Genomic DNA, 22549 nt, shown 5'->3' with positions numbered 1-22549 from the left:
CCTGAAAGGAATTGGCCGATGCCAGTCTTTTACGGATACAGCAACGTCATCTTAGGCTCGCAGAGCACCGCCAACGGCTCTGCGATTGACTATAATTTTGCGCCACCTGCCGGGCAGAATTGGCAATATACGGGCCCCACCACCAGCTTCCATGTGCGCGAAAACGATGGGGCCACGCTCTACAACGGTGACGTCACCAACGAGCAGGTCGGCGCAAATGAACAGGTGGGCGGCACATGGGAACAGCTGGCCTTTGTAAACGGCAGCTACCAGCAGACCATCTGGGATTATACGTTTGAAATAACCGCCCCCGACGGCACCGTGCTGCGGGTCGCGGTGATCGACATTGATTTCAACAATGATGACGACCTGAACGACGCGGGCGAGGACGGGTATTTCCTGATCTTCCCCGATGGGGTGCCGGACCCGGGTGTTAACTACACCATTGGCGGCATCGTGGAGAATGACGGCTCCACCCCCCATACCGGGCTTGGGGCGACCATTGTGTGCTTTGCCTCCGATACCTTGATCGACACGCCTGCGGGTCCGGTCCCTGTGCAGCATCTTTCGCCCGGCGACACCGTCCTGACCCGCGACGACGGCCCGCAAGAGCTGATCTGGACCGGCGCACGTCGCGTCGACGCCTTGGGTGACTTCGCCCCGATTGTCCTCACCGCCGGGACGTATGGGAACTCGCGCGATCTGATCGTGTCCCCCCAGCACCGGATTCTGATCACCGGCTGGCAGGCGCAGCTGCATTTCGGGGCAGAGGAGGTCTTGGTCAAGGCCAAGGATCTGGTCGACGGCAAGACCGTGTACCGCCGCGAAGGCGGCAAGGTCACCTATCACCACATTCTATGCGACGCGCATCAGGTGGTGCGGGCTAACGGCGCTTGGGCAGAAAGTTTCCACCTTGGGCCGAATTCCCTGCCCGCGCTGGACGATGGCCCGCGTCGCGAATTGCTGAGACTGTTCCCTGATCTGGGCGCCGAGCATCCCCCAAAGGTGGCCGCCGCCCATATGAGCCTGAAAGGCTACGAGGCAGCGCTGCTCAGCTAGAGCGCGATGCCCTTACGGCCAGCAAGATCGGTGAAATACTGCCACGCCACCCGGCCCGACCGTGACCCGCGCGTCTGCTGCCATTCAATGGCCTCCGCGCGCAGGGTGTCGTCGTCGATCTTGACCCCATGCGCGTCGCAATAGCCCCGGATCATCGCCAGGAATTGGTCCTGATCACAGGGGTGGAACCCCAGCCACAGCCCGAACCGGTCCGACAATGACACTTTTTCCTCGACCGCCTCAGACGGGTTGATGGCCGAGCCGCGCTCGTTTTCGATCATGTCGCGTGGCATCAGGTGGCGGCGGTTCGACGTGGCGTAGAGGATCACGTTTTCCGGCCGGCCCTCAATGCCGCCATCCAGCACCGCCTTCAGAGATTTGTAATGTTCGTCGTCATGGCTGAAGCTCAGGTCGTCGCAAAACAGCACAAAACGCTGGTCCGGTGCGTCGCGCAACAGCCCCAGCAGCCGCCCGACGCTTGGCAAATCCTCGCGCTGCAACTCGATCAGCTTCAGGTCCGCATGGTCACTGACATGGGCGTGGATCGCCTTGACCAGCGACGACTTCCCCATCCCCCGCGCGCCCCACAAAAGCGCGTTATTGGCGGCGAACCCTTTGGCAAACTGCTCGGTATTGGCCAGCAGCACGTCGCGCGCGCGTTCAATCCCCACCAGCAGGTCTAGTGCCACGCGTTTGACGTCCGGCACGGGTTGCAGCCGGTCCGGCGACACGTGCCACAGATATGCTGCAGCGGACGCGAAGTCGGGTGTGTCAGCGGCAGGCGGCGACACCCGCTCCAACGCCTCCGCGATGCGGGTCAGCGCGTCATCGTTCAAGGCCCGCGATCCTCGGCATGGATTTCTTCGTCGTCCTCATCTTCGTCCCACAGCCCCTCTTCGCGCAGCTTGGCTTCGCGCTGTTTTTCAACCCGGGCAACAAGAAAGATGGAGATTTCATAGAGGCCGTAGACCACCGTGAAGAGCAGAATTTGCGTGGTCACATCCGGCGGGGTCACCAGCGCGGCGACGCTCAGGATGCCGACAATCGCGTATTTGCGCACGTTGCGCAGCCCCTCAGCCGACGCCAGTCCCGCCTTGCCCATCAGCGTCAGCAGCACCGGCAGCTGGAAGCACAGCCCGAAGGCCACAATCATTTTCAGCGTGATATCAAGGCTCTCATTGACCTTGCCGTTGAACACGATGTCGATGCCGGTGTCTTTGGCACCGGCCGCCTCTTCCGGCGTGATTAGTGCTGCAAAGAAGGACGGCAGGTCGGCAAAGCCCAGGAAAAACTGCATCGCCAGCGGCACGACCACGTAATGCGCGAAGGATGCGCCCAGCAGGAACATGACGGGTGACGAGATGATGAACGGCAGAAATGCGTTCTTCTCTTGCTTGTACAAGCCCGGCGCCACAAACCGCCACATCTGGAACGCGATCACCGGGAAGGAGATACACAATCCCCCCACCATGGAAATGCGGATCAGGGTGAAGAAATACTCCTGCGGCGCGGTGTATTGCATCACCGGGTTGGGGTTGCCAAGGTTCCGCATGGTGTTCTCGATGGGCGTCAGCAGGAAATCGAGGATCATGCTGCCGAAGGTGAAGCAGATGGTCATGCCCACCAGAAACGCCAGAACGGACCGGATCAGCCGCGTGCGCAGCTCCGCCAGGTGCTCGATCAGCGGGGCCGAGCTGTCTTCGAGGGTTTCCGTGTCGCTCATGACGCCGCTTTCTTGGCCGCAGGCTTACGCGCGGCGGGTTTTTTGGCCGCGGGTTTTGCGGCCGCTTTGGGGGTCTTGGCTTTTGCGGCCGGTTTCGCGGCGGGCTTCTTGGCAGGCGCTTTCGCCGCCTTGGCCTTGGCGGCAGGCTTCTTCGCCGCAGGTTTGGCATCCGCCTTAGTCGCAGCAGCCTCTGCTTCCCTGCGGGCTGCTTCTTTCTTTGCCGTGGCGGCCTGTATCTTCTTGGCGGCCTCCGCCCGGTCTTTGGCCAAAGCCTGCGTCGAAGACCCTTCGTCATACTTGCCAGGGTCAATCGTCTTGGTCACCGCATCCTTGGCCGCGTTGGTCGCGGCTTTCACCGGGTTGGTCGCCGCTTTCAGCGTTTTAGTCACATCCGACACGCCCGCGTCATCGGCGGCAGCTTCCATGGCGCTGGAAAACTCCCGCGCCATGCGTTTGGCCTTGCCGGTGAACTGCCCCACCGTGCGAAACATGCCCGGCAGGTCCTTGGGGCCGACCACGATCAACGCGACCAGCCCAATGAGCAACAGCTCCATGCCACCTATTCCGCCCATCAGCGCGTCTCCCGGCTAATTGGCTTCAGGCTTTGTCTTTTTCGTCTTCCGGGGTGACGTCCTTGGCGGCAACGGCCTCGTCGATCTCTTTGCCACTGTCATCGACACCTTTTTTGAAGGCGGTGATGCCCTTGCCCACTTCGCCCATCAGCGAGGACACTTTGCCCCGGCCAAACAGTACCAGCACGACGACGGCGATCAGGATCAGGCCGACAGGTCCGATATTGTTAAACATTGCATCATTCTCCTTGAGCAGGCCGCGCTACGCTAAGGCGGCATGATTTGACCTTGGACAGATATGTAAGGGCCAAAGCCCCAATCGAAAAGCGCTTATACACGCCATTTCAGGCGGTGACGCCAAGTTTATGACGTGGATCAGCGCCAATTTGCATTTGCGCGAACACTCCTGACAGGTTTATGTCAGTTGTGCGCTTCTACAACGGCCCTCCAACTCAGAATCAATTGGAGAATACCATGACCACCTCAACATCCACCCAGACCGCCGTGGCGGAGATTGTAACATTCAAGCTGAAGGACGGTGTCTCGGATGCGGACTTCGTTGCAATCAGCCAGCAAACAGAAAGCTGGGTGCGCAGCGCCGCCGGCTTCCGCGCCCGCCACCTGTCGAAGGACGAACACGGCGTCTGGACCGACTATGTGATCTGGGAAGACATGGAAAAGGCGATGCGCGTGGCCCAGGAATTCGAGAAGCAGGATTTTGCCCCGGCCATTGGCGGCGCCATCAATCCTGAGACCATTTCCATCCGCCACAGCGCCATCCAGTGGCAAATGGCATCCTAAGAAACGGAGACCTATGAGACGTACGGACCGGCTTTTTGACCTGATCTTGATCCTGCGCGACGGGCGGTTGCACCGTGCGGAGGATCTGGCAGCAGAGCTCGAAGTGTCGGTCCGGACCATCTACCGCGACATGGACACGCTGGCCCTGTCCGGTGTGCCGGTCGCGGGCGAACGGGGTTTGGGCTACATGATGACCGCCCCCATCACCCTGCCGCCCCTGAACCTGACCCTGACCGAGCTGGAGGCGCTGCATCTGGGCATGGCCGTTGTCGGCGAGGCGGCGGATGACGAGTTGAAGCAGGCCGCCAGGACGCTGTCAGCGAAAATCGACGCGGTGCTGCCTGAAGACCGCTCCACCCCGCCCTCAGGCTGGGGATTTGCGGTCTACCCGTTTCAGGACGCCGCCGCAGGGTTCCGGTTCATGCCACAAATCCGCAAATCCATCCGGTCGCGGCAAAAGCTCGCTATCACCTATGCCGACGAAAAAGGGGCGCGCTCTGAACGGGTGGTTCGGCCGCTGCAGATGGAATATTGGGGCCGGGTCTGGACTGTCACCTGCTGGTGCGAGCTGCGCCAGGACTTTCGGGTGTTCCGCGTCGACCGTATCCGGTCGCTCAACGTCATGGCTGAACTCTTCGTTGAAGAACAGGGCAAGTCCCTTGCCGATTACATGGCGCTCAGCCATTCGGAAGGCGCGCCCAAGCCCGGAACGGCTTAATCATCGGCACCTGGCAGAAAAAACAACGCGCGGTAGCGCACAATCAGGTCACACCCGCTTATACTCGGACAGCATGCGGTAATCTTTGCGCGGCCCGACAACGCGCCAAATGGCCCGCCAATCCGGCCAGCGGGTGAAGTCATAGCTGACATGGTACCAATCCGGGTCGCAATGGTGGTTGGCATCGGGCATCAGCCGGTCCTCGGCGATCACATGAAACGGGCGGCCATCCTCAAATCTCACTGCGATGCCGGCCTCGACAGGCTCCCAGATATAGGCGCGGGTCGCGGCCATGGGCGGTTGCGCGCCGTAGGTCAGCTCCCCCGTTTCGCGGTAGTCAAACCCGCCCGCCTCGCGCGCCACAAATTCCGCCATACCCGACAGCCGGCCCTGCGCATCGGTCATCCGGTCCTCGATGATCCGGTTCAGCGCCCATGCGCCCTCAAAATCCTGCAGTTTCGGCATCCGTGCCATGGCACTTACTCCACAATAACCCCTTCGGTAACCGCGCCACTCTCTGATACAAACCGAAGCCGGTCGCCATCGGCGTGCCGCTCCAGTGCAAAACAAGTCCAGCCATCTTGCGGGGGCCATTCGCTGCAATACGCGTCGCCGCGCACGGCCCAGTTGCCCCAGGACGGCCTGCCGTGATCGTAAAGCGTTTTGCCCGAGAGGTAAAATATCTGCGTCGCCCCATCGTAGCGCAGGGTCACATCGTTGAGCGCCTCTTCCACCTCCGCGCCACTCAATACCGTCCAGTCCCCGGCCCATGCCGGTGCCGCGCAAAGCGCCATGACAGCCGCAAATACGTGTTTCAACCCACTCTCCTTCATCCCCGGCCTTGTGAGCCCCCGACCACCAGTTTAAGACGCCCCCATCTGCCACACAAATCACGAAAGATCACACACATGATCCCCAGATATTCTCGTCCCGACATGGTCAAAATCTGGTCTCCCGAGACCAAATTCCGCATCTGGTACGAGATCGAGGCCCATGCCTGCGACGCCATGGCCGATCTGGGCGTGATCCCGCGCGAAAACGCGGAGGCCGTCTGGAAGGCCAAGGACGTGGAGTTCGATGTCGCCCGTATCGACGAGATCGAGGCCGTCACCAAGCACGACGTCATCGCCTTCCTGACCCATCTGGCCGAACATGTGGGCAGCGACGAGGCGCGGTTCGTCCACCAAGGCATGACCTCTTCCGATGTGCTCGACACCTGCTTCAACGTGCAACTGGTTCGCGCGGCCGACATTTTGATCACGGATGTCGAAGGCCTGCTCACCGCGCTCAAAAAACGCGCGATGGAACACAAAGACACGCTGCGGGTCGGCCGCTCCCACGGCATCCATGCCGAACCCACCACCATGGGCCTGACCTTCGCGCGCTTCTACGCTGAAATGGACCGCAACCTGACCCGCCTGCGCACCGCGCGCGACGAGATTTCCACCGGTGCCATCTCCGGCGCCATCGGCACCTTTGCCAATGTGGACCCGGCGGTCGAAGAACATGTCTGCGCAAAACTCGGGCTGAACCCAGAACCGATTTCTACCCAGGTCATCCCCCGCGACCGCCATGCCGCCTTCTTCGCGGCGTTGGGCGTCGTCGCCTCCTCCATCGAAAACATCGCCACTGAAATCCGCCACATGCAGCGCACCGAGGTGTTGGAAGGGGCGGAATTCTTCTCCATGGGCCAAAAAGGCTCCTCGGCCATGCCGCATAAGAAGAACCCGATCCTGACTGAGAACCTGACCGGCCTCGCCCGCGTCGTGCGCATGGCCGTGGTTCCGGCCATGGAAAACGTGGCGCTCTGGCACGAACGCGACATCAGCCACTCATCCGTGGAACGCAACATCGGCCCCGATACCACGATCACGCTCGATTTTGCCCTTGCCCGCCTGACGAGCGTTATCGACAAGATGCTGATCTTCCCCGACAACATGCTCGACAACATGAACAAATTCCCCGGGCTGGTGATGAGCCAGCGGGTCCTTCTCGCCCTCACCCAAGCAGGCGTTTCACGCGAAGACGCCTACGCCATGGTACAACGCAACGCGCTGAAAGTGTGGGAACACCGCACAGATTTCCGCGAAGAATTGCTGGCCGACGAGGATGTTCTCAAAGCCCTCTCCGTCGAAGAAATCAATGAGAAATTCGACATGGGCTACCACACCAAACATGTCGACACGATCTTCAAACGCGTCTTCGGCTAGGGCTTCGTTTTGGCAAAAATACTCATCTGGAAGCCATGCCAAAAAACGTGAGTTTGCCAAACCGGGCGTTCGTGCTAGCTTCCTAATCAGAACAACAGGAGAGCAAGCATGAACACCAAGATCATTCTCGCCGCACTGGCGCTCACCCTCGCCCCCTCCATCGCCTCTGCGATGGGCTGCAATGGCGGAGATCACAAGCAGGCCGCAAGCTGCGCCGCAGGCGCGTCATGGGACGCCGATCTGGGCAAATGCGTATCTGACGCAACGGGGTAAACACCTCAGCACTTCACTTTATTCGATCAGGGCGATGCACATTATTGTTCATCGCCCTGATGCTTTTTGGCGGTATTGTTGCCCCATAAATTTATTAGGAGACCCCTCATGCGTATCACCACTCTTGCTGCCGCGGCCTTCCTGGCCCCGTCCATCGCCTTGGCCGCCAGTTCCGGCAGCACCAACCCGCCAAAGACCACCAAGACCACAACCGAATGCAAGGCCGGTCAGGTGTTTGACACCAAAACCGCCCAATGCGTCGACAAGTCATCCAACCTCATCGATGATGACACCCGCTACGATGCGGTGCGTGAACTGGCCTATGCTGGCCTTTATGACCGCGCGTCAGGCGTGTTGGACGAGATGGACGCGACCGACAGCCGCGTGATGACCTATCGCGGCTTCATCGCCCGCAAAACCGGCGACATGGAGGCGGCGATGACCTTCTACACTGCCGCGATTGAGGCCAATGCCAACAACATTCTGGCACGCTCCTATATGGGGCAAGGCATGGCAGAGGCCGGCGACCGTGTGGGCGCCAAGCTGCAGCTGGCAGAGATCCGCACCCGCGGCGGGCGAAACACATGGGCCGAAATTGCGCTGCGCAACGCGATCCAGACCGGCACGGGCTCCAACTACTAAACGAGCAATTGTCATAAAATACGGGGCATCCGCCACGGCGGCGCCCCATTTCCCTAACCCACTGTTAACCCCTCAGGCCGCATCAAAAGAAGGCGAGCGGAAGGGGTAGATACAGACCATGACCACAACAGTTATTCCGGCCGGCGGCACATCGATGCCCGCCAAACCTGCCGATATGGGGCCGGTGCTTCCAGGGCCCCAAAAGGCCGCCATTATCATCCAGATGATCCTGTCGGAAGGCGGCAGCCTGCCCCTGTCGAGCCTCAGCGCCCGCGGCCAGGCGCGTTTGATGCAGGATTTTGTCGAACTCGGACGCGTCGACCGCGCCACCTTGTCACTCGTGGTGGCCGATCTGGAACGCGATCTGTCGATGAGCGGGCTCAGCTTCCCGCGTTCGGTTGCCGACGCGCTCAGCACATTGGAATCCCATCTCAACCCTGAGGTAGTGGACAATCTGCGCGGCCAGCTTGGCCTGAGCACGCCGCCTGCCCCCTGGCCCAAGGTTGCCGCGCTCTCTGCAGAGCAATTGATAGCGCTGTTGCCCGATGAAGACCCGAAAATCGCCGCCATCGTGTTGTCCAAGCTCGACCCGGACAAGGCCTCCGAGGTGTTGGAAGATATGGACCCCGATCAGGCAACCCAAGTGACGCTTGCGATGCAAAGCACGGCCACGCTCAGCCCGGACATGGTTGCGCGGATTGGCACGATGCTGGCCGCGGCCATCCCGTCCGAAAAGCCCACCGCGTTCAAGGACGCGCCCGCCCTGCGGGTGGCAAACCTGCTCAATGCCGCCACACCCGACAAGCGGGACGCGGTGCTGGCCTCACTGACCGATCAGGACGCCGCTTTTGCCGAAGCCGTGCGCGCCTCGATCTTCACCTTTGCCGACATTGCGACGCGGATTGCCGGCCCCGACATCGCCAAAATCACCCGCGATGTGCCGCAGGAAGAGCTGGTCATGGCCTTGGCCTACGCCCAGGTCGCGGAATCTGCCTCCACCGATTTCCTGCTGGCTAACCTGTCCCAACGCATGGCCGCCGCCCTGCGGGAAGAAATGGAAGAACAGGGCGAGGTGCCCAAGAAGGCGGGCGAGGCCGCGATGGGGCGGATCACCAGCGCCATCCGCCGTCTGACCGATACCGGCGAGGTCACCATCCTTGCCCCTCCCGGCGCGGAAGAAGACGAAGCGGCCTGACGCTGACACGAAAAAAGCCGCCCGAAACACCGGGCGGCTTTCTTGGCATTGGGTTTGTCAGGCTTAATGCGCCGTGGCGCCGTCGCCAGATCCGGACTTGGCGGCCAAAGCGGCGGCCGCGGCAGCTTCTTCAGCCACCTCGTCCCACTCGATCGCATCCGGCTCGGACACCAACGCGTGTTTCAGCACATCCCTGACATGGGTCACGGGGATGATGGTCAGCCCCTCTTTCACGTTGTCCGGGATGTCGGCCAGGTCCTTCTCGTTATCCTCGGGGATCAGCACCGTCTTGATGCCGCCGCGAAGCGCCGCAAGAAGCTTCTCCTTCAGACCACCGATGGGCATGGCATTGCCGCGCAGGGACACCTCGCCGGTCATGGCGATGTCTTTGCGTACCGGGATGCGGGTCAGCACTGACACGATCGACGTCACCATCGCCAAACCAGCCGACGGGCCGTCCTTGGGCGTCGCGCCATCTGGCACGTGCACGTGGATGTCCATCTTGTCGAAGGCCGGCGGCTTCACCCCGATCTGGGGCGAAATGGAACGCACATAGGAAGAGGCCGCATCAATCGACTCCTTCATCACGTCGCCCAGCTTGCCCGTGGTCTTCATCCGGCCCTTGCCCGGCAGGCGCAGCGCCTCGATCTGCAGCAATTCGCCGCCCACGGATGTGTAGGCCAGCCCGGTGACAACACCGATCTGGTCTTCCTTCTCGGCCAGCCCGTAGCGGTATTTCTTCACGCCAAGGAAATCATCCAGATTGTCCGGCGTGATCACCACCTTGTCGACTTCCTTGCGCACGATCTTGGTCACGGCCTTGCGGGCCAGTTTGCCAATCTCACGCTCAAGGTTCCGCACGCCCGCCTCGCGGGTGTAGACGCGGATCATCTCCAGCAGCGCCTCGTCGGTCAGCTCGAACTCGCCCTTCTTCAGGCCGTGGTTCTTGACCTGCTTTTCGGTCAAATGCTGCTTGGCGATCTCGGATTTCTCGTCCTCGGTGTAGCCCGCCAGCGGGATGATCTCCATCCGGTCCAGCAGCGGGCCGGGCATGTTGTAGCTGTTCGCCGTGGTCAAGAACATCACGTCAGAGAGGTCGTATTCAACCTCAAGATAATGGTCCGAGAACGTTGAATTCTGTTCAGGATCAAGCACTTCCAGCATCGCGGATGCCGGGTCGCCCCGGAAATCCTGCCCCATCTTGTCGATCTCGTCCAAGAGGATCAGAGGGTTCGTGGTTTTCGCCTTCTTCAGCGCCTGAATGATCTTGCCGGGCATCGACCCGATGTAAGTCCGACGGTGGCCGCGAATTTCGCTTTCATCACGCACACCCCCAAGGGAGATACGAATGAATTCGCGCCCCGTGGCCTTCGCGACCGACTTCCCAAGCGAGGTTTTACCCACGCCCGGAGGGCCGACCAGGCACATGATCGGGCCATTCAGCTTCTTGGATCGCTGCTGGACGGCCAGATATTCGACGATGCGTTCCTTGACCTTTTCAAGGCCATAGTGGTCATCATCCAGCACCTTCTGCGCTTTGGTCAGGTCCTTTTTGACGCGCGACCGCACGCCCCACGGGATGCCCAGGATCCAGTCCAGATAGTTGCGCACCACGGTGGCTTCCGCCGACATGGGCGACATGTTCTTGAGCTTCTTGATCTCGGCAGTGACCTTCTCCAAAGCCTCTTTCGAGAGCTTGGTTTCCGCCACTTTCGCCTCCAGTTCGGCCACTTCGTTCTGGCCTTCTTCGCCGTCGCCCAGCTCCTTCTGAATGGCCTTCATTTGCTCATTCAAATAGTATTCGCGCTGGGTGCGCTCCATCTGGGTTTTGACGCGGGATTTGATCTTCTTTTCGACCGTCAGCACCGACATTTCGCCCTGCATCAGGCCGTAAACCTTCTCCAGCCGTTCCGCGACGGACAGCGTCTCCAGCAGATCCTGCTTCTGGTCAATCTCGACGCCCAGATGCCCGCCCACAAGGTCGGCCAGCCGGTCAGGTTCTTCCGTTTCCGCAACCGAGGACAACGCGTCCTCGGGGATGTTCTTCTTCACCTTGGCGTAGCGCTCAAACTCCTCGCCCACGGACCGGATCAGCGCCGACAGCGTGGTCTCGTCGCCCATGGTTTCCTGCAGCTCAATCGCGGAGGCTTCAAAGAAGTCGGGGTTGTCTACAAAGTTCATGATCTGCACGCGCGACCGGCCTTCCACCAGCACTTTCACGGTGCCGTCGGGCAGTTTCAGCAGCTGCAGGACATTGGCCAGCACGCCAACCTCGTAGATGCCGTCAGAGGTCGGGTCGTCAATGGAGGGGTCAATCTGGCTCGACAGCAGTATCTGCTTGTCGTCTTTCATCACCTCTTCCAGCGCACGCACCGATTTTTCGCGGCCCACAAAAAGGGGCACGATCATATGCGGGAACACGACGATGTCGCGCAGCGGCAAGACGGGGTAGGAAGCGTTCAGTTGCTCGGTCATAGTTTGTCCTTTTTGGCAAGATCGCCGCGGCCCTGATGGGCCTCCGGTCCCGCGATGCGGCAACCCTTGGGCGATCCCCGATGTGTCCAGTTTCAACTGGTTTGAAAGAAAATGGGGCCTGATCCCGACTCTTTCAACCGGTCAGGGTGTTGACGTCACTGTGACCCGCGTCCGCGGCGACCACAAGGCCATCTGACGCCGCAGATCGCCACAATTTGTGGATAAATGTCATGTTTCGCCCAATTCAGCGCCCCGATGATGCCCGAAATGACGCGTACGTAAGGGGACAATAACCAGTAATGCAGGCTTTTCTTATGTTTACCGTCATCCTCCGCCACTATCGGCGCATTGGCATATTCTCGACCGGCATGGCGGCGCTATGCCTGTCATTGGTCGCGCATTCCGGCGCCGGCATTTCGTCGGCGGGGCATCTGGTGTTTTTCGCATTGTCGCTAGTGGGTTTCGCTTTCGTGGCATTGGGGCTCTACTCGGTCAAGCCGGGGCAGCGCGGCATTTTGGAGATCGCGGGCGCGTCGGGCGTGATCAGCACATTGCTGTTGCTCTACCTGCCGCTGACGGGGCTGTTTAACGCAGTGATCGGCATCGCGGTCTTTTTCGGCGTGCTGACCAGCACCTGGTTCTTCCTGCATTCCAGCATCTCGCGCAAAATCGGGGCCCGCACGACGTGGCGCGCCCGTCACTCCTGCAACATTGCTTATCCGGCCAAACTGGTTTGGAAACATGTGGTCCCCGGGGCCACAGCGGCGGAAGATCACTGCACCGGCATGGTCGAAAGCTACGGGCAGGACCCTCATGACGAGGACACGCTGCACATCAAATTCAAGGGCCGCCGCACGGGCCGCGCGGCCTATGACGTCACCTTCCTCGAGAAGGACGCCCCCAATTTCTGCCGCTTCTACTTCGAAGGCAACGAGGCGGACGGCACGCTGGTTGATGGCATCTTTTCGCTCTCCATCGACGTTTTGGACCGCGAAAACTGCACCATCATCGCCAACGAGGAACGCTCCGGCCTGTCGCTTGGCGCCCTGATCGAGCGTTGGTTTGACGACGCGCTGGGGTTTCAACATGACCGCCTGCTGGAGCTGCTGGACGAGCGGTACGGCGACGGCGCGGGCGTGACCAAACCGCTGAAGGCGTCGGAGGCATAATGCGCGGGTTCTTCAAAGCCATCTGGCGGCAACGCCGCCGCGTGTTGACAGGCGTGTTCGGCCTGCTGTTTCTCGGGATGATTTTTGCAAATTCCGAGATTGGCGGCTTCGAAGGCATCCCCGCCTGGGCCTTGGGGCTGGGCCTTGCCATCATGGCCCCGCTGATCGCCGCGCCAATCATCTTGCTGATCATGGTTATCCCTTCCATCCGCAATGTCATCGAATGCCTGGTCGTGGCTTTGCTGATCGAAGCCGCAATCCTCGCCGCCTTTCCGGGGCTGGCCCAAACATTACAGGCCTGGGACATAGGAGCCATTTTGTGGCTGATCATTTGGCTCAGCGTCTATTTCTTCCTGTACGGGTCGCTGTCAGACCGCTTGCCGTCTTGGTTCTCCTACACCGGGCGCAGCCGTTTCACGACCACCGCCGCGCCGCAGGATGTCATCAACGCCGCCACGCCCACGCCGGATGCGGAGGAGGCCTATTATACGGGTGCCATGGAATATCTGGGCCCCGACCCGCTGGAGGAAGACAGCTTCAACGTGCGCTACAATATCGGTGAAAGCCTCTACGAGCATCAGCGGATCACCATTCTCGAACACCAGCCCGGCAAACGTTGCCGCTACTACTTCATGGGCGATGTCTCCGCCAAGAACGCCGATTTCGCCGAAGGGGTGTTTGACGTCACCGCAACCGCGCTGCCCAATGGCAAAACGCGGGTGGAAATTGTCGAAGAGCGCCCGCATCTGCGGTTGCGCCACGCGCTGTGGAACTGGTTTGACGATTCTGTTGCCGACGGCGCCGACGCACTGCGCGCCAAGCTGGAGGGCCGCCGCGACTGGTCGTTCTCCGGCCGCTTCTGGCGCAAAGTTGCAAAACTGGCCTAGCCGGTTAGGGTCGCGCGCATGAGCGCGATCACCATCACCTATTCCCTGTCCGAGGACGCGTTCATGCGCGCCGCCCGCGCGCTTTGGTCGTATCGCGGCATTGGCGACCGGGGAAACTGGCTGCTGGCGATTGCGGCGGCGGCCGTGGGGCCGGTGCTGTTGCTCAACGGGTTCGGAACCGGCTGGCTCTTCATCGCCACCGCGGTGATCTTTCTGGCGCTGACGGCGCTGCGCAACGTGCTTTGGCGGCGGGCCTACCGGAAAATGGCGAAATACACGGCCCCCATCACCGCAACCTTCACCGCAGACACGGTCGAGACCCGCTCCGCCGAGGGGCACAGCACCCTGCCCTGGACCAGCTTCGGCCAATACGCAGAAACCCCAGTCTTCTACTTCCTGTTCATGGGGAGGCGCGGGTTGTCCATCATCCCCAAATCGGCCTTCGCGACGGATGAAGAGCTCGAACAAACCCGCATCTGGATGACCCAGCTCCCCCGCAAGAAAATGCGCTGGACCTGAGAAATCGCGAAAAGGACCGCCCTGCCGCGCGATTGGCCCTCACCGGACGCACAGGCCAGGCCTCAGAAGATAAAGTCCGTGCTGTCCAGATCGCTGAGGTTGACCCCATCCAGCGTGATGGAGTTCCCGCCCCCGGTTTCGATCACCACGTCGCCACCCACCTGCCTCGCGGCGCCCTGGGTCGCCGACCCCAAGTTCAAACCCGCCAGGGACAGCCCGTTGACGGCAGACAGGTCAAGCTTTTCAAACGGGTTGAGCGCGTCGAAATCGCCCACCCGGTCAACACCGTGCCCATCGGCAAAGACAAACGTGTCCGCGTTATAATTGCCCAACATCAGGTCGTTGCCGGTGCCGCCGTCAATCCGGTCAAAGCCGGCATTGCCGCTGATCCGGTCATTGCCGCCGCCGCCAATGATGACGTCATTGCCCGGCCCGCCAAAGAACACCGTGCCATCATCGCCGCCCCGCATCGTGTCATTGCCAGCGCCGCCGAACTGACCGCCCGGGCCCGACAGGTCAATCAGCTGGTCATCGCCGGCGCCGCCAAACAGCCGGTCAAACCCGTTGCCGCCATTCAAGGTGTCGTTGCCGCCGTCACCGTAAAGGGTGTCGGCATGCGCGCCGCCAACAAGCCGGTCATTGCCAGCCCCACCCCGCAACACATCAAAGCCCGCGTCGCCGAACAGCGCGTCGTTTCCGGCCGACCCCGTCAGGACATCGTTTCCGGCCAGTCCGTTTAACGTGCCCGCAGCGCTCAGTGTCAACGTATCGGCCCCTGCGGTTGGTCCGGTGCCGCCGGTGTCCAGCTGCAACGGCGCGCTGGTGCGCGCGAAGTTCTGCGTCACCATAACGGCGTCCGTCCCGTTAAAATTACCCCGTTCAATACCGATGCCCACCACGGTCATGTTCGGGTTGAGGATGTTGGCGCGGTGACCTGGGCTGTTCATCAGGCTGTTATGTAGGTCGACCACATCGTCGGCGAGGCCTGGGGCACCACGTTCGCTCTGCCACGCGATGTTTTCGGCCCATGACCAATTGCCCGAAAAGGTGAAACCGGCACTCGCCATCCGGTCGCCGGCGCTAGAGCCACCCACGCCAGTATGCGAGAACACATCCCGTTGCAGCATCCATTCGCTGTGTTCCTCGGCGGAACTGTTCAAACGCAGCTCCAGCTGCACAGGGTCAAGGCCGCGCGACGTGCGTTCCTGATTGATAAGGTCCAGCATTTGCCGCTCAAATGTACTTGCCGTGGTCATGCGATGTCTCCTGTCTTGTGATCTGAATACGCCTGCTTTCAGGCGCTAACTTCAGCAATTTGACAGAACAATGACCGGCGGAAGGGCGCTTGCAATTTAGCAGAGACTCGCCCAACTCGGGGCGGGCTTGGCGGAAAACAGCGTCAAATTTCGGGAAGAAAGGGGTTGGTCACGGCCCCGGTGAAGGCCGCCGCCTTGGTCAGTTGTATCAGGTGATGCGTTCAGGTGGCTCGCCGGATCTTCGCGCTGAAAGCACCAGAAGGAGCCTTCCGGGGCATCCACTTGATCGGGCGTTGTTACGGGTCTGTGTCAATCGTTTCGCCGAACGTCCTTAGCAATCCATTCAGGCTGTCGCGCTGTGTGGCGGATAGCCCCTTCAAAAGCCGGTGCTGCGTCTCAACATGGTCGTTGACCGCATCCTCAATCGTCGCAAATCCCTTTTCGGTCAGGCGAATGAGGAAGCCGCGCTTGTCCTCCGGATTTGGCACCCGCTCCACCAGGTCGGCCTTGACGAGCTGGTCAATTCGGTTGGTCATTGTCCCTGATGTCACCATCGTCAGGTTAAGCAGTTCTCCGGGCGATAAGCCGTCGGGCTTTCCGGATCTGCGCAGCGTCGCAAGGACATCAAAACTGGCAGGGTTCAGCCCGTAGACCTTCCAGGTCTTTTCCATTTCGCTTCGGAGCTTGGCCGTCAGACGCGCGAGGCGCCCGAAAATTTCCATTGGCCCCACATCGAGGTCCGGGCGGGTCTTGTTCCATTGATTTATGATGCGATCTACGTGGTCCATGGGGCCATATTGCGAGAACTTATCTTGACGTCAAGAGATTATCCACTATCTTGACGTCAAGATAAGTGGAGATTTATCATGAAACATCACTTCGACATCGCCCTCACCGCAATTGCGCCGGTGGTCTGGGGCAGCACCTATTACGTGACGACAGAATACCTTCCCGATGGCTACCCAATAACCATGGCGGCGCTGCGCGCTCTGCCTGCGGGGCTATTGCTACTCATACTGGCGCGACAGTTGCCACACGGCGTCTGGTGGATGCGGGCCTTCGTTCTGGGCGCTCTCAATTTCACTCTGTTCTGGGCGCTTTTGTTTGTGGCCGCGTACCGGCTGCCGGGCGGTGTAGCGGCGACAGTCGGGGCGATTCAGCCCCTGATCGTCGTGTATCTGGCGGCGCTGCTCCTCGGTCGTACCGTAAAAGCGTCAGCGGTGGTCGCCGCGCTGATCGGGATGTTCGGGGTCGGGCTCCTTGTGCTTGGCTCAGCGGTATCGCTGGACCCGGTCGGGATAATCGCCGGGATCGGCGGGGCGATTTCCATGGGCATGGGCACGGTTCTGACCCGGAAGTGGCAAGCTCCGGTTCCGCTGCTGACCATTGCCGCATGGCAACTCACGGCAGGCGGTCTGCTGCTGGTTCCGCTTGCCCTGTTTTTTGAACCAACGCTTCCCGCCTTGGATACGAAAAACTTCGCCGGCATCGCCTATCTCACTCTCATTGGGGCAGCATTGACTTACATTTTGTGGTTTCGGGGCGTTTCCCGGATCGAGCCCGGTGCCGTCTCCGCTCTTGGATTTCTTAGCCCACTTTCAGCGGTAGTGATCGGCTGGGTCGTTCTGGGCCAGGCCTTGACGCCCACCCAAAGTGCAGGAGCCGGGTTGGTGCTCACAGCAATTTGGCTGGGGCAGCGCGCCGGGCGCGTCAGTCGCCCCGTCCTTCAGAAACCTCACGTTCATACCCCAACCTAATCGGAGAACTCACATGAAACTCATCGTATTTGGCGCCACTGGCAACGTAGGCTCCCGCGTTGTAGCCGAGGCTTCCTCGCGTGGACATGACGTCACCGCAGCTGTCCGAAACGAAGCGGGGCTCGGTAAGCTGCCCAAGGACGTGACGCCGGTCGTTGCGGATGTCTCGGACACTGCAGCCCTGGCCGCCGCCATGGCCGGACAGGACCTGGCCATCAGCGCCGTGCGGGCGCCCGCCGGGCGGGAGGGAGACATTGTTGCTCTGACGCGGTCCATCCTTGATGCCGCATCGCTGATCGATCTTCGGGTGATTGTCGTCGGCGGGGCCGCGCGCTTGCATCTCCCCGGTGGCAACCCGCACACGGTCCTGTCGGACCCCGACTTTCTGCCTGAGAGCATTGTCCCGACCGCGCGTGCGTCCATGGCACAGTGGGAACTTTGCGCATCCGATGCCTCGGCAAACTGGACCTATGCCAGCCCGTCCGCGATGTTGCTTCCGGGCAAGCGCAAGGGCGCCTGTAGAACGGGCACTGACACTTTGATTGTTGATGAGGACGGTCATTCGGCAATCTCGATGGAAGACTTTGCAATGGCAATTGTCGATGAGGTTCAGTCGGTCAAGTTTCCGCGTGCTGCCTTTACTGTAGGATACTGACGCATCAACACCCGCCGCCTAAGGTGCAGACTTTCCCAAAAGTCTGCACTCAAATCCTCGAGGAGGATTTGCACACAATTTCTCCTCGAGAAATTGTCTGGAGGCGAAACCGCAGCCCACCAACTCTATGCCGCCATTCTTGACCTGACCAATTTGCCCCGCCCCTTGCCTTTCGGGCACGCTACAGCGGCTCAATGTCGCCAAGCGCGCGGGTTGCGTGGAACTGTTTGACGAACGCGGCCAGCTCGCTCGCCGCAATGGCCGCGCGCAGCCCGGCCATAAGCTCTTGATAATAATGCAGGTTGTGCCAGGTCACCAACATGGACGAGATGATCTCGTGGCTCTTGAACACATGGTGCAGATAGGCGCGGGAATATTGGGTGCAGCAGGGGCAACTGCAGGCCTCATCCAGCGGGCGCGGGTCGTCCATATGCCGCGCGTTCTTGATGTTGACCACGCCGCGGCGCGTAAAGGCCTGCCCGGTGCGCCCCGATCTTGAGGGCAGCACGCAGTCAAACATATCGATGCCGCGCTCCACCGCGCCCACAATGTCGTCGGGCTTGCCCACGCCCATCAGGTAGCGCGGCTTGTCTTCTGGCAGCTGGCCCGGCGCGTAATCCAGCACGCCAAACATGGCCTCTTGCCCCTCGCCCACGGCCAACCCGCCAACCGCGTAGCCCTCAAAGCCAATGCCCCGCAGCGCCTTGGCGCTTTCTTCGCGCATGTCCTCTTCCAGCCCGCCCTGCTGGATGCCAAACAGCGCATGCCCCGGCCGGTCGCCAAAGGCGTCGCGCGACCGCGCCGCCCAGCGCATCGACAGCTGCATGCTCTCGCTGATCCGTTTTCGGTCCGCGGGCAGCGCGGGGCATTCGTCAAAGCACATCACAATGTCGCTGCCCAGAAGGCGCTGGATCTCCATCGACCGCTCCGGCGTCAGCTCATGCTTGGAGCCGTCTATGTGGGATTTGAAGGTGACCCCCTTCTCCGACATCTTGCGCAGCTCGGCCAGGCTCATCACCTGAAACCCGCCCGAGTCCGTCAATATCGGCCGGTCCCAGTTCATGAACCGGTGCAGCCCCCCCAGCCGGTCGATGCGTTCCGCCGTGGGGCGCAGCATCAGGTGGTAGGTGTTGCCAAGCAGGATGTCGGCGCCTGTGGCGCGCACGCTGCCCGGCATCATCGCCTTCACCGTGGCCGCCGTGCCCACCGGCATGAAGGCGGGCGTGCGAATTTCGCCACGCGGGGTGTCGATCTGGCCGCATCGAGCCTTGCCATCGGTGCCATGGAGCTTAAAGGTAAAGTTTTTACTCATTCCCGCCCTTTAGGGCCAAAACCAATAGCAGTGCAACCGCGCCCCGATATATCAAGGCACCAAATGACAGACGCAACGATCAAACTTGGCTGGGAAGAGTGGCTTTCCCTGCCCGACCTCAACCTTCCCGCCATCAAGGCCAAAATCGACACCGGCGCGCGCACCTCCGCGCTGCATGCAGTGGGGATTGAACCCTTTGGCACCGAGGCCAACCCCAAGGTGCGCTTCACCGTCTACCCGATCCCCGAAAACTACGAAGTCGCGATCCCTTGCTCCGCCCCCGTCAAAGACCGCCGCGAGGTCACGTCATCCAATGGCGAGACCGAGCTGCGTTTCGTGATCGAAACCCATCTGCAGGTCGGCGATCAAAGCTGGCCGATCGAGGTCACGCTGACCGATCGCACCGGCATGGCCTATCACATGTTGCTGGGCCGCAGGGCGCTGGTCGACCGTTGCTTGGTTGTGCCCGGCGAAAGCCATCAGCAACCCGATCTGGGCTACGACGCCTACGCGACCAAGCCAATTTACACGGTCAAGCCACGCAGCCTGCGCATCGCGCTATTGACCGCAAAGCCCAACACGCCCTCCTCGCACGCGCTGATCGAGGAAGCCGAGGTGCGCGGCCACGTGATCGAGCAGTTCGACCCCGCAAAGCTCAGCATCACCACCAGCCTCAACGCCCCCCGCATCCAGCATGGCTCAAACAAACTGCCCCATTTTGATGCCGTCATCCCGCGCATGCCGGTGACCCGCTACAACGCGGCGCTGTTGCGCCAGTTCGACATGCTGGGGGCCTATACCATCAATTCCGCGGAGGGGCTGACCGCGGCCCATGACCCGGTGCTGGTCCAGCAAAAGCTGGTGCGCAACCACATCGCGGTGCCAGAACTGACCTTCCCCGCGATCTCCGCCCACGACCTGCCCGCCGACGCCATCGAGGTGCTGGTCACCGGCGGCAAGCTGACCGTCATCACCCGCGACGGCAAGCGCTCGCTCAAGCTCACGAAGGACGAACGCCGCACCGCATTGCGGGCGGCGCGGGTGTTCAAGCTGGGCTTCGCCGCGTTGTCGCTGCTGCGCACCGCCGAAGGGCTGCAGGTGCTGACCCTGACGTCGCGGCCAAATCTGACCCATATCGAGAAGGTCACACGCAAAAACCCGGCCTCCGCCCTGTTCGACCTGATCGAAAAGCAGGCCCGCCCCCGGCCCCACAAGCCGAAGCGCAAGCGTTAGACCTTCCCGGGCTTGCCCAGAACCTCGACCAGCCCCGCCGCGATGATCAGGGCGGTGCCGATCATCTCGCGCGGGCCAAACGGCTCTCCCGCCAGCCAGGCGGCGGTTGCCACGCCCACCAGCACCTCGCTCATCAACAAGACGCCAAGCCGGGCGGGCGACAACAGGTTGGCGGGCCAGAGCGTCAAAAAGATCGCGGGTAGCGCAAGGGCCGCCGTCAGCAGCACCACCGGCCAGGCCAGCCCCAGCGCCGCCACCGGCGCGGCGGCCACCCCCAGCCAGATCGCGGCGGCCGAAACCGCCAGCGCCCCCGCCACAAAGGCGCTCATCTGTTGCAACACGCGCGACACGCGCGCGCTGAACAGAAAAACCGAGCCCACCGACCAGCAAAACCCCGAGAAAAGCGCCAGCCAGTCGCCAAAGTTCTCCGGCAGCGGGAACCGCGCGCCGACCCCGAACACAACCATCAGCCCGCCCAGACCCAATGCCAGCGCCGCGATGCGCGAAAGGGTCGCCCGCTCCCCCAGAAAGGCCACGCCAATCAGCGTGGACCAGACCGGCGTGACGTAGAAAAGCAGCAGCACCCGCACCACCTCGGTGTGGTTCAGGCTGATGGCGTAAAGCGAAAAGGCGGTGCCGGTGAACAGCCCACCCAGCACGGTCATGCGCCACTCCCCGCGCCAGGCCCCGCCCCGGTGCCACAATAGCGGCGCCAAAACCACCGCCATCACGACATAGGTGAAAAACCCGCCCCAAGCGCCGTCCACCCCGCGCTCCGCCATCATCCGAAACGGGATCCACAAAACGCCCCAAAGCGCGCCGCCAATGACAACCGCAAGGCTCGGACCCAACGCGTTTCTCATGCCGCCGCCAACCGCCCCCGGCGCGACCGCATCAAGAGGAACACCATGATCGCCACGTTGATGCCGTTCCAGCCGATGCCGTTGATAAAGGCCAGCACGTAGGACCCGGTCACATCGTAGATCCAGCCCGACATCCAGCCGCCAATCGCCATGCCCAAGATGGTGGTCATGATGACGAACCCCACTTTGGACCCGGCCTCCTTGGCGGGCAGGTATTCCCGCACGATCACCGCATAGGCCGGCACAATGCCGCCCTGCGACAGGCCAAACAGCATCGACACCAGATAGAGCGACACCAGCCCGTCAAACGGCAAAAACAGGAACAGCGCCGTCATCTGCAGCACCGACCCGATCAAAAGCGTCAATACGCCCCCCAGCCGGTCCGACAACATGCCGGAGATCAGCCGCGACACCACGCCGCCCAGCAACATCAGCGACAGCATCTCAGCCCCCACCGCCGGTCCGTATCCAAGGTCCACGCAATAGGCCACAATATGGACCTGCGGCATCGACATCGCCACGCAGCAGCCAATGCCCGCAATCCCCAGCAGCCACACCAACGTGCGCGAGGAGAAGGGCACAGACCGGCGCTTCAAAGCCGCCGCCGCCTCCGCTGTTGCCTCCGCTGCGGCGGGTACGCGCCTCTTGAGCAGCAAGGCCAAGGGGATCATGGTGACGAGGCTGACAACGCCAATGATCACATAGGCCGTCCGCCAGCCCTGATCCTCCAGAATGCCCGCCAGCACCAGCGGCCAGATCGCACCGCTCAGATAGTTGCCCGACGCCGCAATCGCCACCGCAATGCCGCGCCGTTTGAAGAACCAATGCGACACATCCGCAATCAGCGGCCCGAAACACACGGATGATCCGAACCCGATCAAAAACTGCACCAGCGACAGCACCAAGATGGACCCGCTCACCGCCGCCAGCCCGAAGCCTGCCACCAGCAACAGCGTTGCCGCGATCAGCGACACCGTGACCCCGAACCGGTCCACCGCCCGCCCGATGGCCATATTGCCAATCGCGAAGCCAATCATGGTCAGCGTGTAGGGCAGCGACGCATCCGCCCGCGTGCCGCCAAATTCGGCCTGAACGGCGGGCATGATGACAATGATCGCCCACATGCCGACATTGCCGATCACGGCAATCGCCAGGGTGATCAAAAGCCGGGTCCAGGAATACCGGCTGTCAAGAATATCCGCGTCGCTCATGGCGCGACGCTAGGAGCGT

At 61.5% G+C, this 22549-nt stretch carries 25 protein-coding genes; 13 read left to right on the top strand and 12 right to left on the bottom strand.

Features of this window, described 5'->3' with window-relative positions; translation table 11 throughout:
• Window positions 1–18: 18 nt before the first annotated feature.
• Window positions 19–1059 (top strand): Hint domain-containing protein, encoded by a 1041-nt coding sequence (locus Q0899_RS01195; protein WP_299190859.1) that lies wholly within the window; start codon window positions 19–21, stop codon window positions 1057–1059.
• Here Q0899_RS01195 and Q0899_RS01190 read toward each other — a convergent pair.
• Genes Q0899_RS01190 through Q0899_RS01175 form a run of 4 tightly spaced genes read right to left on the bottom strand, consistent with a single transcriptional unit; the run spans window position 1056 to window position 3589 of the window.
• Window positions 1056–1895, bottom strand: a complete 840-nt coding sequence (locus Q0899_RS01190) for an ATP-binding protein (RefSeq protein WP_298292527.1) — start codon at window positions 1893–1895, stop codon at window positions 1056–1058. The two genes, Q0899_RS01195 and Q0899_RS01190, sit on opposite strands and share 4 nt — an antisense overlap.
• Entirely contained in the window at window positions 1892–2782 is an 891-nt protein-coding gene (tatC, locus tag Q0899_RS01185; protein WP_298292529.1) for a twin-arginine translocase subunit TatC, read from the bottom strand. The genes Q0899_RS01190 and tatC overlap by 4 nt, the downstream gene beginning before the upstream one ends.
• Window positions 2779–3354 (bottom strand): Sec-independent protein translocase protein TatB, encoded by a 576-nt coding sequence (gene tatB / locus Q0899_RS01180; RefSeq protein ID WP_298292531.1) that lies wholly within the window; start codon window positions 3352–3354, stop codon window positions 2779–2781. Before tatB ends, tatC begins: the two co-directional genes overlap by 4 nt.
• Window positions 3355–3379: 25 nt before the next feature.
• Window positions 3380–3589 carry a twin-arginine translocase TatA/TatE family subunit gene (locus Q0899_RS01175; RefSeq protein ID WP_298292533.1) on the bottom strand — a complete coding sequence of 70 codons (210 nt, stop codon included), beginning with the start codon at window positions 3587–3589 and terminating at the stop codon, window positions 3380–3382.
• 239 nt (window positions 3590–3828) lie between these two features.
• On the opposite strand from Q0899_RS01175, the gene Q0899_RS01170 reads away from it, so the two are divergent.
• The gene (locus Q0899_RS01170; RefSeq protein ID WP_298292535.1) at window positions 3829–4155 is read left to right on the top strand and encodes a hypothetical protein; all 327 of its coding nucleotides are present in this window, start codon (window positions 3829–3831) and stop codon (window positions 4153–4155) included.
• Between the two features lie 13 nt (window positions 4156–4168).
• Entirely contained in the window at window positions 4169–4873 is a 705-nt protein-coding gene (locus Q0899_RS01165; RefSeq protein ID WP_299190856.1) for a YafY family protein, read from the top strand.
• A gap of 48 nt (window positions 4874–4921) precedes the next feature.
• Here the strand turns inward: Q0899_RS01165 and Q0899_RS01160 are convergent, their stop codons facing one another.
• Together Q0899_RS01160 and Q0899_RS01155 are read right to left on the bottom strand one after the other, a co-directional pair.
• Entirely contained in the window at window positions 4922–5347 is a 426-nt protein-coding gene (locus Q0899_RS01160; RefSeq protein WP_299190854.1) for a DUF6314 family protein, read from the bottom strand.
• A gap of 5 nt (window positions 5348–5352) precedes the next feature.
• Window positions 5353–5691, bottom strand: a complete 339-nt coding sequence (locus Q0899_RS01155; RefSeq protein WP_299190852.1) for a hypothetical protein — start codon at window positions 5689–5691, stop codon at window positions 5353–5355.
• A gap of 90 nt (window positions 5692–5781) precedes the next feature.
• Here Q0899_RS01155 and purB point away from each other — a divergent pair, with 90 nt between their 5' ends.
• From purB to Q0899_RS01135, 4 genes are all read left to right on the top strand, one after another.
• The gene (gene purB / locus Q0899_RS01150; protein ID WP_298292543.1) at window positions 5782–7083 is read left to right on the top strand and encodes an adenylosuccinate lyase; all 1302 of its coding nucleotides are present in this window, start codon (window positions 5782–5784) and stop codon (window positions 7081–7083) included.
• A 108-nt stretch (window positions 7084–7191) separates the two neighbouring features.
• Window positions 7192–7356, top strand: coding sequence for a hypothetical protein (locus Q0899_RS01145; protein WP_298292545.1), 165 nt, complete (start codon window positions 7192–7194; stop codon window positions 7354–7356).
• A 108-nt stretch (window positions 7357–7464) separates the two neighbouring features.
• Complete coding sequence (locus Q0899_RS01140; protein ID WP_299190850.1) at window positions 7465–7998, top strand: hypothetical protein; 534 nt, start codon at window positions 7465–7467, stop codon at window positions 7996–7998.
• Between the two features lie 118 nt (window positions 7999–8116).
• A complete protein-coding gene (locus Q0899_RS01135) occupies window positions 8117–9193 on the top strand; it encodes a FliG C-terminal domain-containing protein (RefSeq protein WP_299190848.1) in 1077 nt (358 codons plus the stop codon).
• Window positions 9194–9256: 63 nt separating this feature from the next.
• On the opposite strand, the gene lon is transcribed toward Q0899_RS01135, so the two are convergent.
• The gene (gene lon, locus Q0899_RS01130; RefSeq protein WP_299190846.1) at window positions 9257–11668 is read right to left on the bottom strand and encodes an endopeptidase La; all 2412 of its coding nucleotides are present in this window, start codon (window positions 11666–11668) and stop codon (window positions 9257–9259) included.
• Window positions 11669–11982: 314 nt separating this feature from the next.
• Here lon and Q0899_RS01125 point away from each other — a divergent pair, with 314 nt between their 5' ends.
• The 3 genes from Q0899_RS01125 to Q0899_RS01115 are packed head-to-tail and all read left to right on the top strand — an operon-like array spanning window position 11983 to window position 14243.
• Complete coding sequence (locus Q0899_RS01125; RefSeq protein WP_298358947.1) at window positions 11983–12837, top strand: hypothetical protein; 855 nt, start codon at window positions 11983–11985, stop codon at window positions 12835–12837.
• Window positions 12837–13724, top strand: coding sequence for a hypothetical protein (locus Q0899_RS01120; RefSeq protein ID WP_299190844.1), 888 nt, complete (start codon window positions 12837–12839; stop codon window positions 13722–13724). Before Q0899_RS01125 ends, Q0899_RS01120 begins: the two co-directional genes overlap by 1 nt.
• A gap of 18 nt (window positions 13725–13742) precedes the next feature.
• The gene (locus Q0899_RS01115; RefSeq protein WP_298292557.1) at window positions 13743–14243 is read left to right on the top strand and encodes a YcxB family protein; all 501 of its coding nucleotides are present in this window, start codon (window positions 13743–13745) and stop codon (window positions 14241–14243) included.
• A 62-nt stretch (window positions 14244–14305) separates the two neighbouring features.
• On the opposite strand, the gene Q0899_RS01110 is transcribed toward Q0899_RS01115, so the two are convergent.
• Window positions 14306–15499, bottom strand: a complete 1194-nt coding sequence (locus Q0899_RS01110) for a CAP domain-containing protein (RefSeq protein WP_298358954.1) — start codon at window positions 15497–15499, stop codon at window positions 14306–14308.
• A gap of 296 nt (window positions 15500–15795) precedes the next feature.
• The gene (locus Q0899_RS01105) at window positions 15796–16287 is read right to left on the bottom strand and encodes a MarR family transcriptional regulator (RefSeq protein WP_299190842.1); all 492 of its coding nucleotides are present in this window, start codon (window positions 16285–16287) and stop codon (window positions 15796–15798) included.
• Between the two features lie 78 nt (window positions 16288–16365).
• Between Q0899_RS01105 and Q0899_RS01100 the strand changes: the two genes are divergently transcribed.
• Window positions 16366–17256 (top strand): DMT family transporter, encoded by an 891-nt coding sequence (locus Q0899_RS01100; RefSeq protein WP_298358960.1) that lies wholly within the window; start codon window positions 16366–16368, stop codon window positions 17254–17256.
• A gap of 13 nt (window positions 17257–17269) precedes the next feature.
• Entirely contained in the window at window positions 17270–17911 is a 642-nt protein-coding gene (locus tag Q0899_RS01095) for an NAD(P)-dependent oxidoreductase (protein ID WP_299190839.1), read from the top strand.
• A 181-nt stretch (window positions 17912–18092) separates the two neighbouring features.
• Here the strand turns inward: Q0899_RS01095 and tgt are convergent, their stop codons facing one another.
• Window positions 18093–19223, bottom strand: a complete 1131-nt coding sequence (gene tgt, locus Q0899_RS01090) for a tRNA guanosine(34) transglycosylase Tgt (protein ID WP_299190837.1) — start codon at window positions 19221–19223, stop codon at window positions 18093–18095.
• 63 nt (window positions 19224–19286) lie between these two features.
• Here tgt and Q0899_RS01085 point away from each other — a divergent pair, with 63 nt between their 5' ends.
• Window positions 19287–20456, top strand: a complete 1170-nt coding sequence (locus tag Q0899_RS01085) for a RimK/LysX family protein (RefSeq protein WP_299190835.1) — start codon at window positions 19287–19289, stop codon at window positions 20454–20456.
• Here the strand turns inward: Q0899_RS01085 and Q0899_RS01080 are convergent.
• Together Q0899_RS01080 and Q0899_RS01075 are read right to left on the bottom strand one after the other, a co-directional pair.
• Entirely contained in the window at window positions 20453–21319 is an 867-nt protein-coding gene (locus Q0899_RS01080; protein ID WP_299190833.1) for a DMT family transporter, read from the bottom strand. The genes Q0899_RS01085 and Q0899_RS01080 overlap by 4 nt on opposite strands.
• A complete protein-coding gene (locus tag Q0899_RS01075) occupies window positions 21316–22530 on the bottom strand; it encodes an MFS transporter (protein ID WP_298292572.1) in 1215 nt (404 codons plus the stop codon). Before Q0899_RS01075 ends, Q0899_RS01080 begins: the two co-directional genes overlap by 4 nt.
• Between the last annotated feature and the right edge of the window lie 19 nt (window positions 22531–22549).

Source organism: uncultured Litoreibacter sp. (assembly GCF_947501785.1).
Taxonomy (GTDB): domain Bacteria; phylum Pseudomonadota; class Alphaproteobacteria; order Rhodobacterales; family Rhodobacteraceae; genus Litoreibacter.
This window is presented reverse-complemented; position numbering and strand designations above follow the sequence as displayed.

Excerpts from the sequence above, each read along its gene's own strand:
- Q0899_RS01195 (WP_299190859.1), top strand. The coding sequence starts at position 19 with ATGCCAGTCTTTTACGGATACAGCAACGTCATCTTAGGCTCGCAGAGC.
- tatC (WP_298292529.1), bottom strand. The coding sequence starts at position 2,782 with ATGAGCGACACGGAAACCCTCGAAGACAGCTCGGCCCCGCTGATCGAG.
- tatB (WP_298292531.1), bottom strand. The coding sequence starts at position 3,354 with ATGGGCGGAATAGGTGGCATGGAGCTGTTGCTCATTGGGCTGGTCGCG.
- Q0899_RS01175 (WP_298292533.1), bottom strand. The coding sequence starts at position 3,589 with ATGTTTAACAATATCGGACCTGTCGGCCTGATCCTGATCGCCGTCGTC.
- Q0899_RS01170 (WP_298292535.1), top strand. The coding sequence starts at position 3,829 with ATGACCACCTCAACATCCACCCAGACCGCCGTGGCGGAGATTGTAACA.
- Q0899_RS01165 (WP_299190856.1), top strand. The coding sequence starts at position 4,169 with ATGAGACGTACGGACCGGCTTTTTGACCTGATCTTGATCCTGCGCGAC.
- Q0899_RS01160 (WP_299190854.1), bottom strand. The coding sequence starts at position 5,347 with ATGGCACGGATGCCGAAACTGCAGGATTTTGAGGGCGCATGGGCGCTG.
- purB (WP_298292543.1), top strand. The coding sequence starts at position 5,782 with ATGATCCCCAGATATTCTCGTCCCGACATGGTCAAAATCTGGTCTCCC.
- Q0899_RS01145 (WP_298292545.1), top strand. The coding sequence starts at position 7,192 with ATGAACACCAAGATCATTCTCGCCGCACTGGCGCTCACCCTCGCCCCC.
- Q0899_RS01140 (WP_299190850.1), top strand. The coding sequence starts at position 7,465 with ATGCGTATCACCACTCTTGCTGCCGCGGCCTTCCTGGCCCCGTCCATC.
- Q0899_RS01135 (WP_299190848.1), top strand. The coding sequence starts at position 8,117 with ATGACCACAACAGTTATTCCGGCCGGCGGCACATCGATGCCCGCCAAA.
- lon (WP_299190846.1), bottom strand. The coding sequence starts at position 11,668 with ATGACCGAGCAACTGAACGCTTCCTACCCCGTCTTGCCGCTGCGCGAC.
- Q0899_RS01125 (WP_298358947.1), top strand. The coding sequence starts at position 11,983 with ATGTTTACCGTCATCCTCCGCCACTATCGGCGCATTGGCATATTCTCG.
- Q0899_RS01120 (WP_299190844.1), top strand. The coding sequence starts at position 12,837 with ATGCGCGGGTTCTTCAAAGCCATCTGGCGGCAACGCCGCCGCGTGTTG.
- Q0899_RS01115 (WP_298292557.1), top strand. The coding sequence starts at position 13,743 with ATGAGCGCGATCACCATCACCTATTCCCTGTCCGAGGACGCGTTCATG.
- Q0899_RS01110 (WP_298358954.1), bottom strand. The coding sequence starts at position 15,499 with ATGACCACGGCAAGTACATTTGAGCGGCAAATGCTGGACCTTATCAAT.
- Q0899_RS01105 (WP_299190842.1), bottom strand. The coding sequence starts at position 16,287 with ATGGACCACGTAGATCGCATCATAAATCAATGGAACAAGACCCGCCCG.
- Q0899_RS01100 (WP_298358960.1), top strand. The coding sequence starts at position 16,366 with ATGAAACATCACTTCGACATCGCCCTCACCGCAATTGCGCCGGTGGTC.
- Q0899_RS01095 (WP_299190839.1), top strand. The coding sequence starts at position 17,270 with ATGAAACTCATCGTATTTGGCGCCACTGGCAACGTAGGCTCCCGCGTT.
- tgt (WP_299190837.1), bottom strand. The coding sequence starts at position 19,223 with ATGAGTAAAAACTTTACCTTTAAGCTCCATGGCACCGATGGCAAGGCT.
- Q0899_RS01085 (WP_299190835.1), top strand. The coding sequence starts at position 19,287 with ATGACAGACGCAACGATCAAACTTGGCTGGGAAGAGTGGCTTTCCCTG.
- Q0899_RS01080 (WP_299190833.1), bottom strand. The coding sequence starts at position 21,319 with ATGAGAAACGCGTTGGGTCCGAGCCTTGCGGTTGTCATTGGCGGCGCG.
- Q0899_RS01075 (WP_298292572.1), bottom strand. The coding sequence starts at position 22,530 with ATGAGCGACGCGGATATTCTTGACAGCCGGTATTCCTGGACCCGGCTT.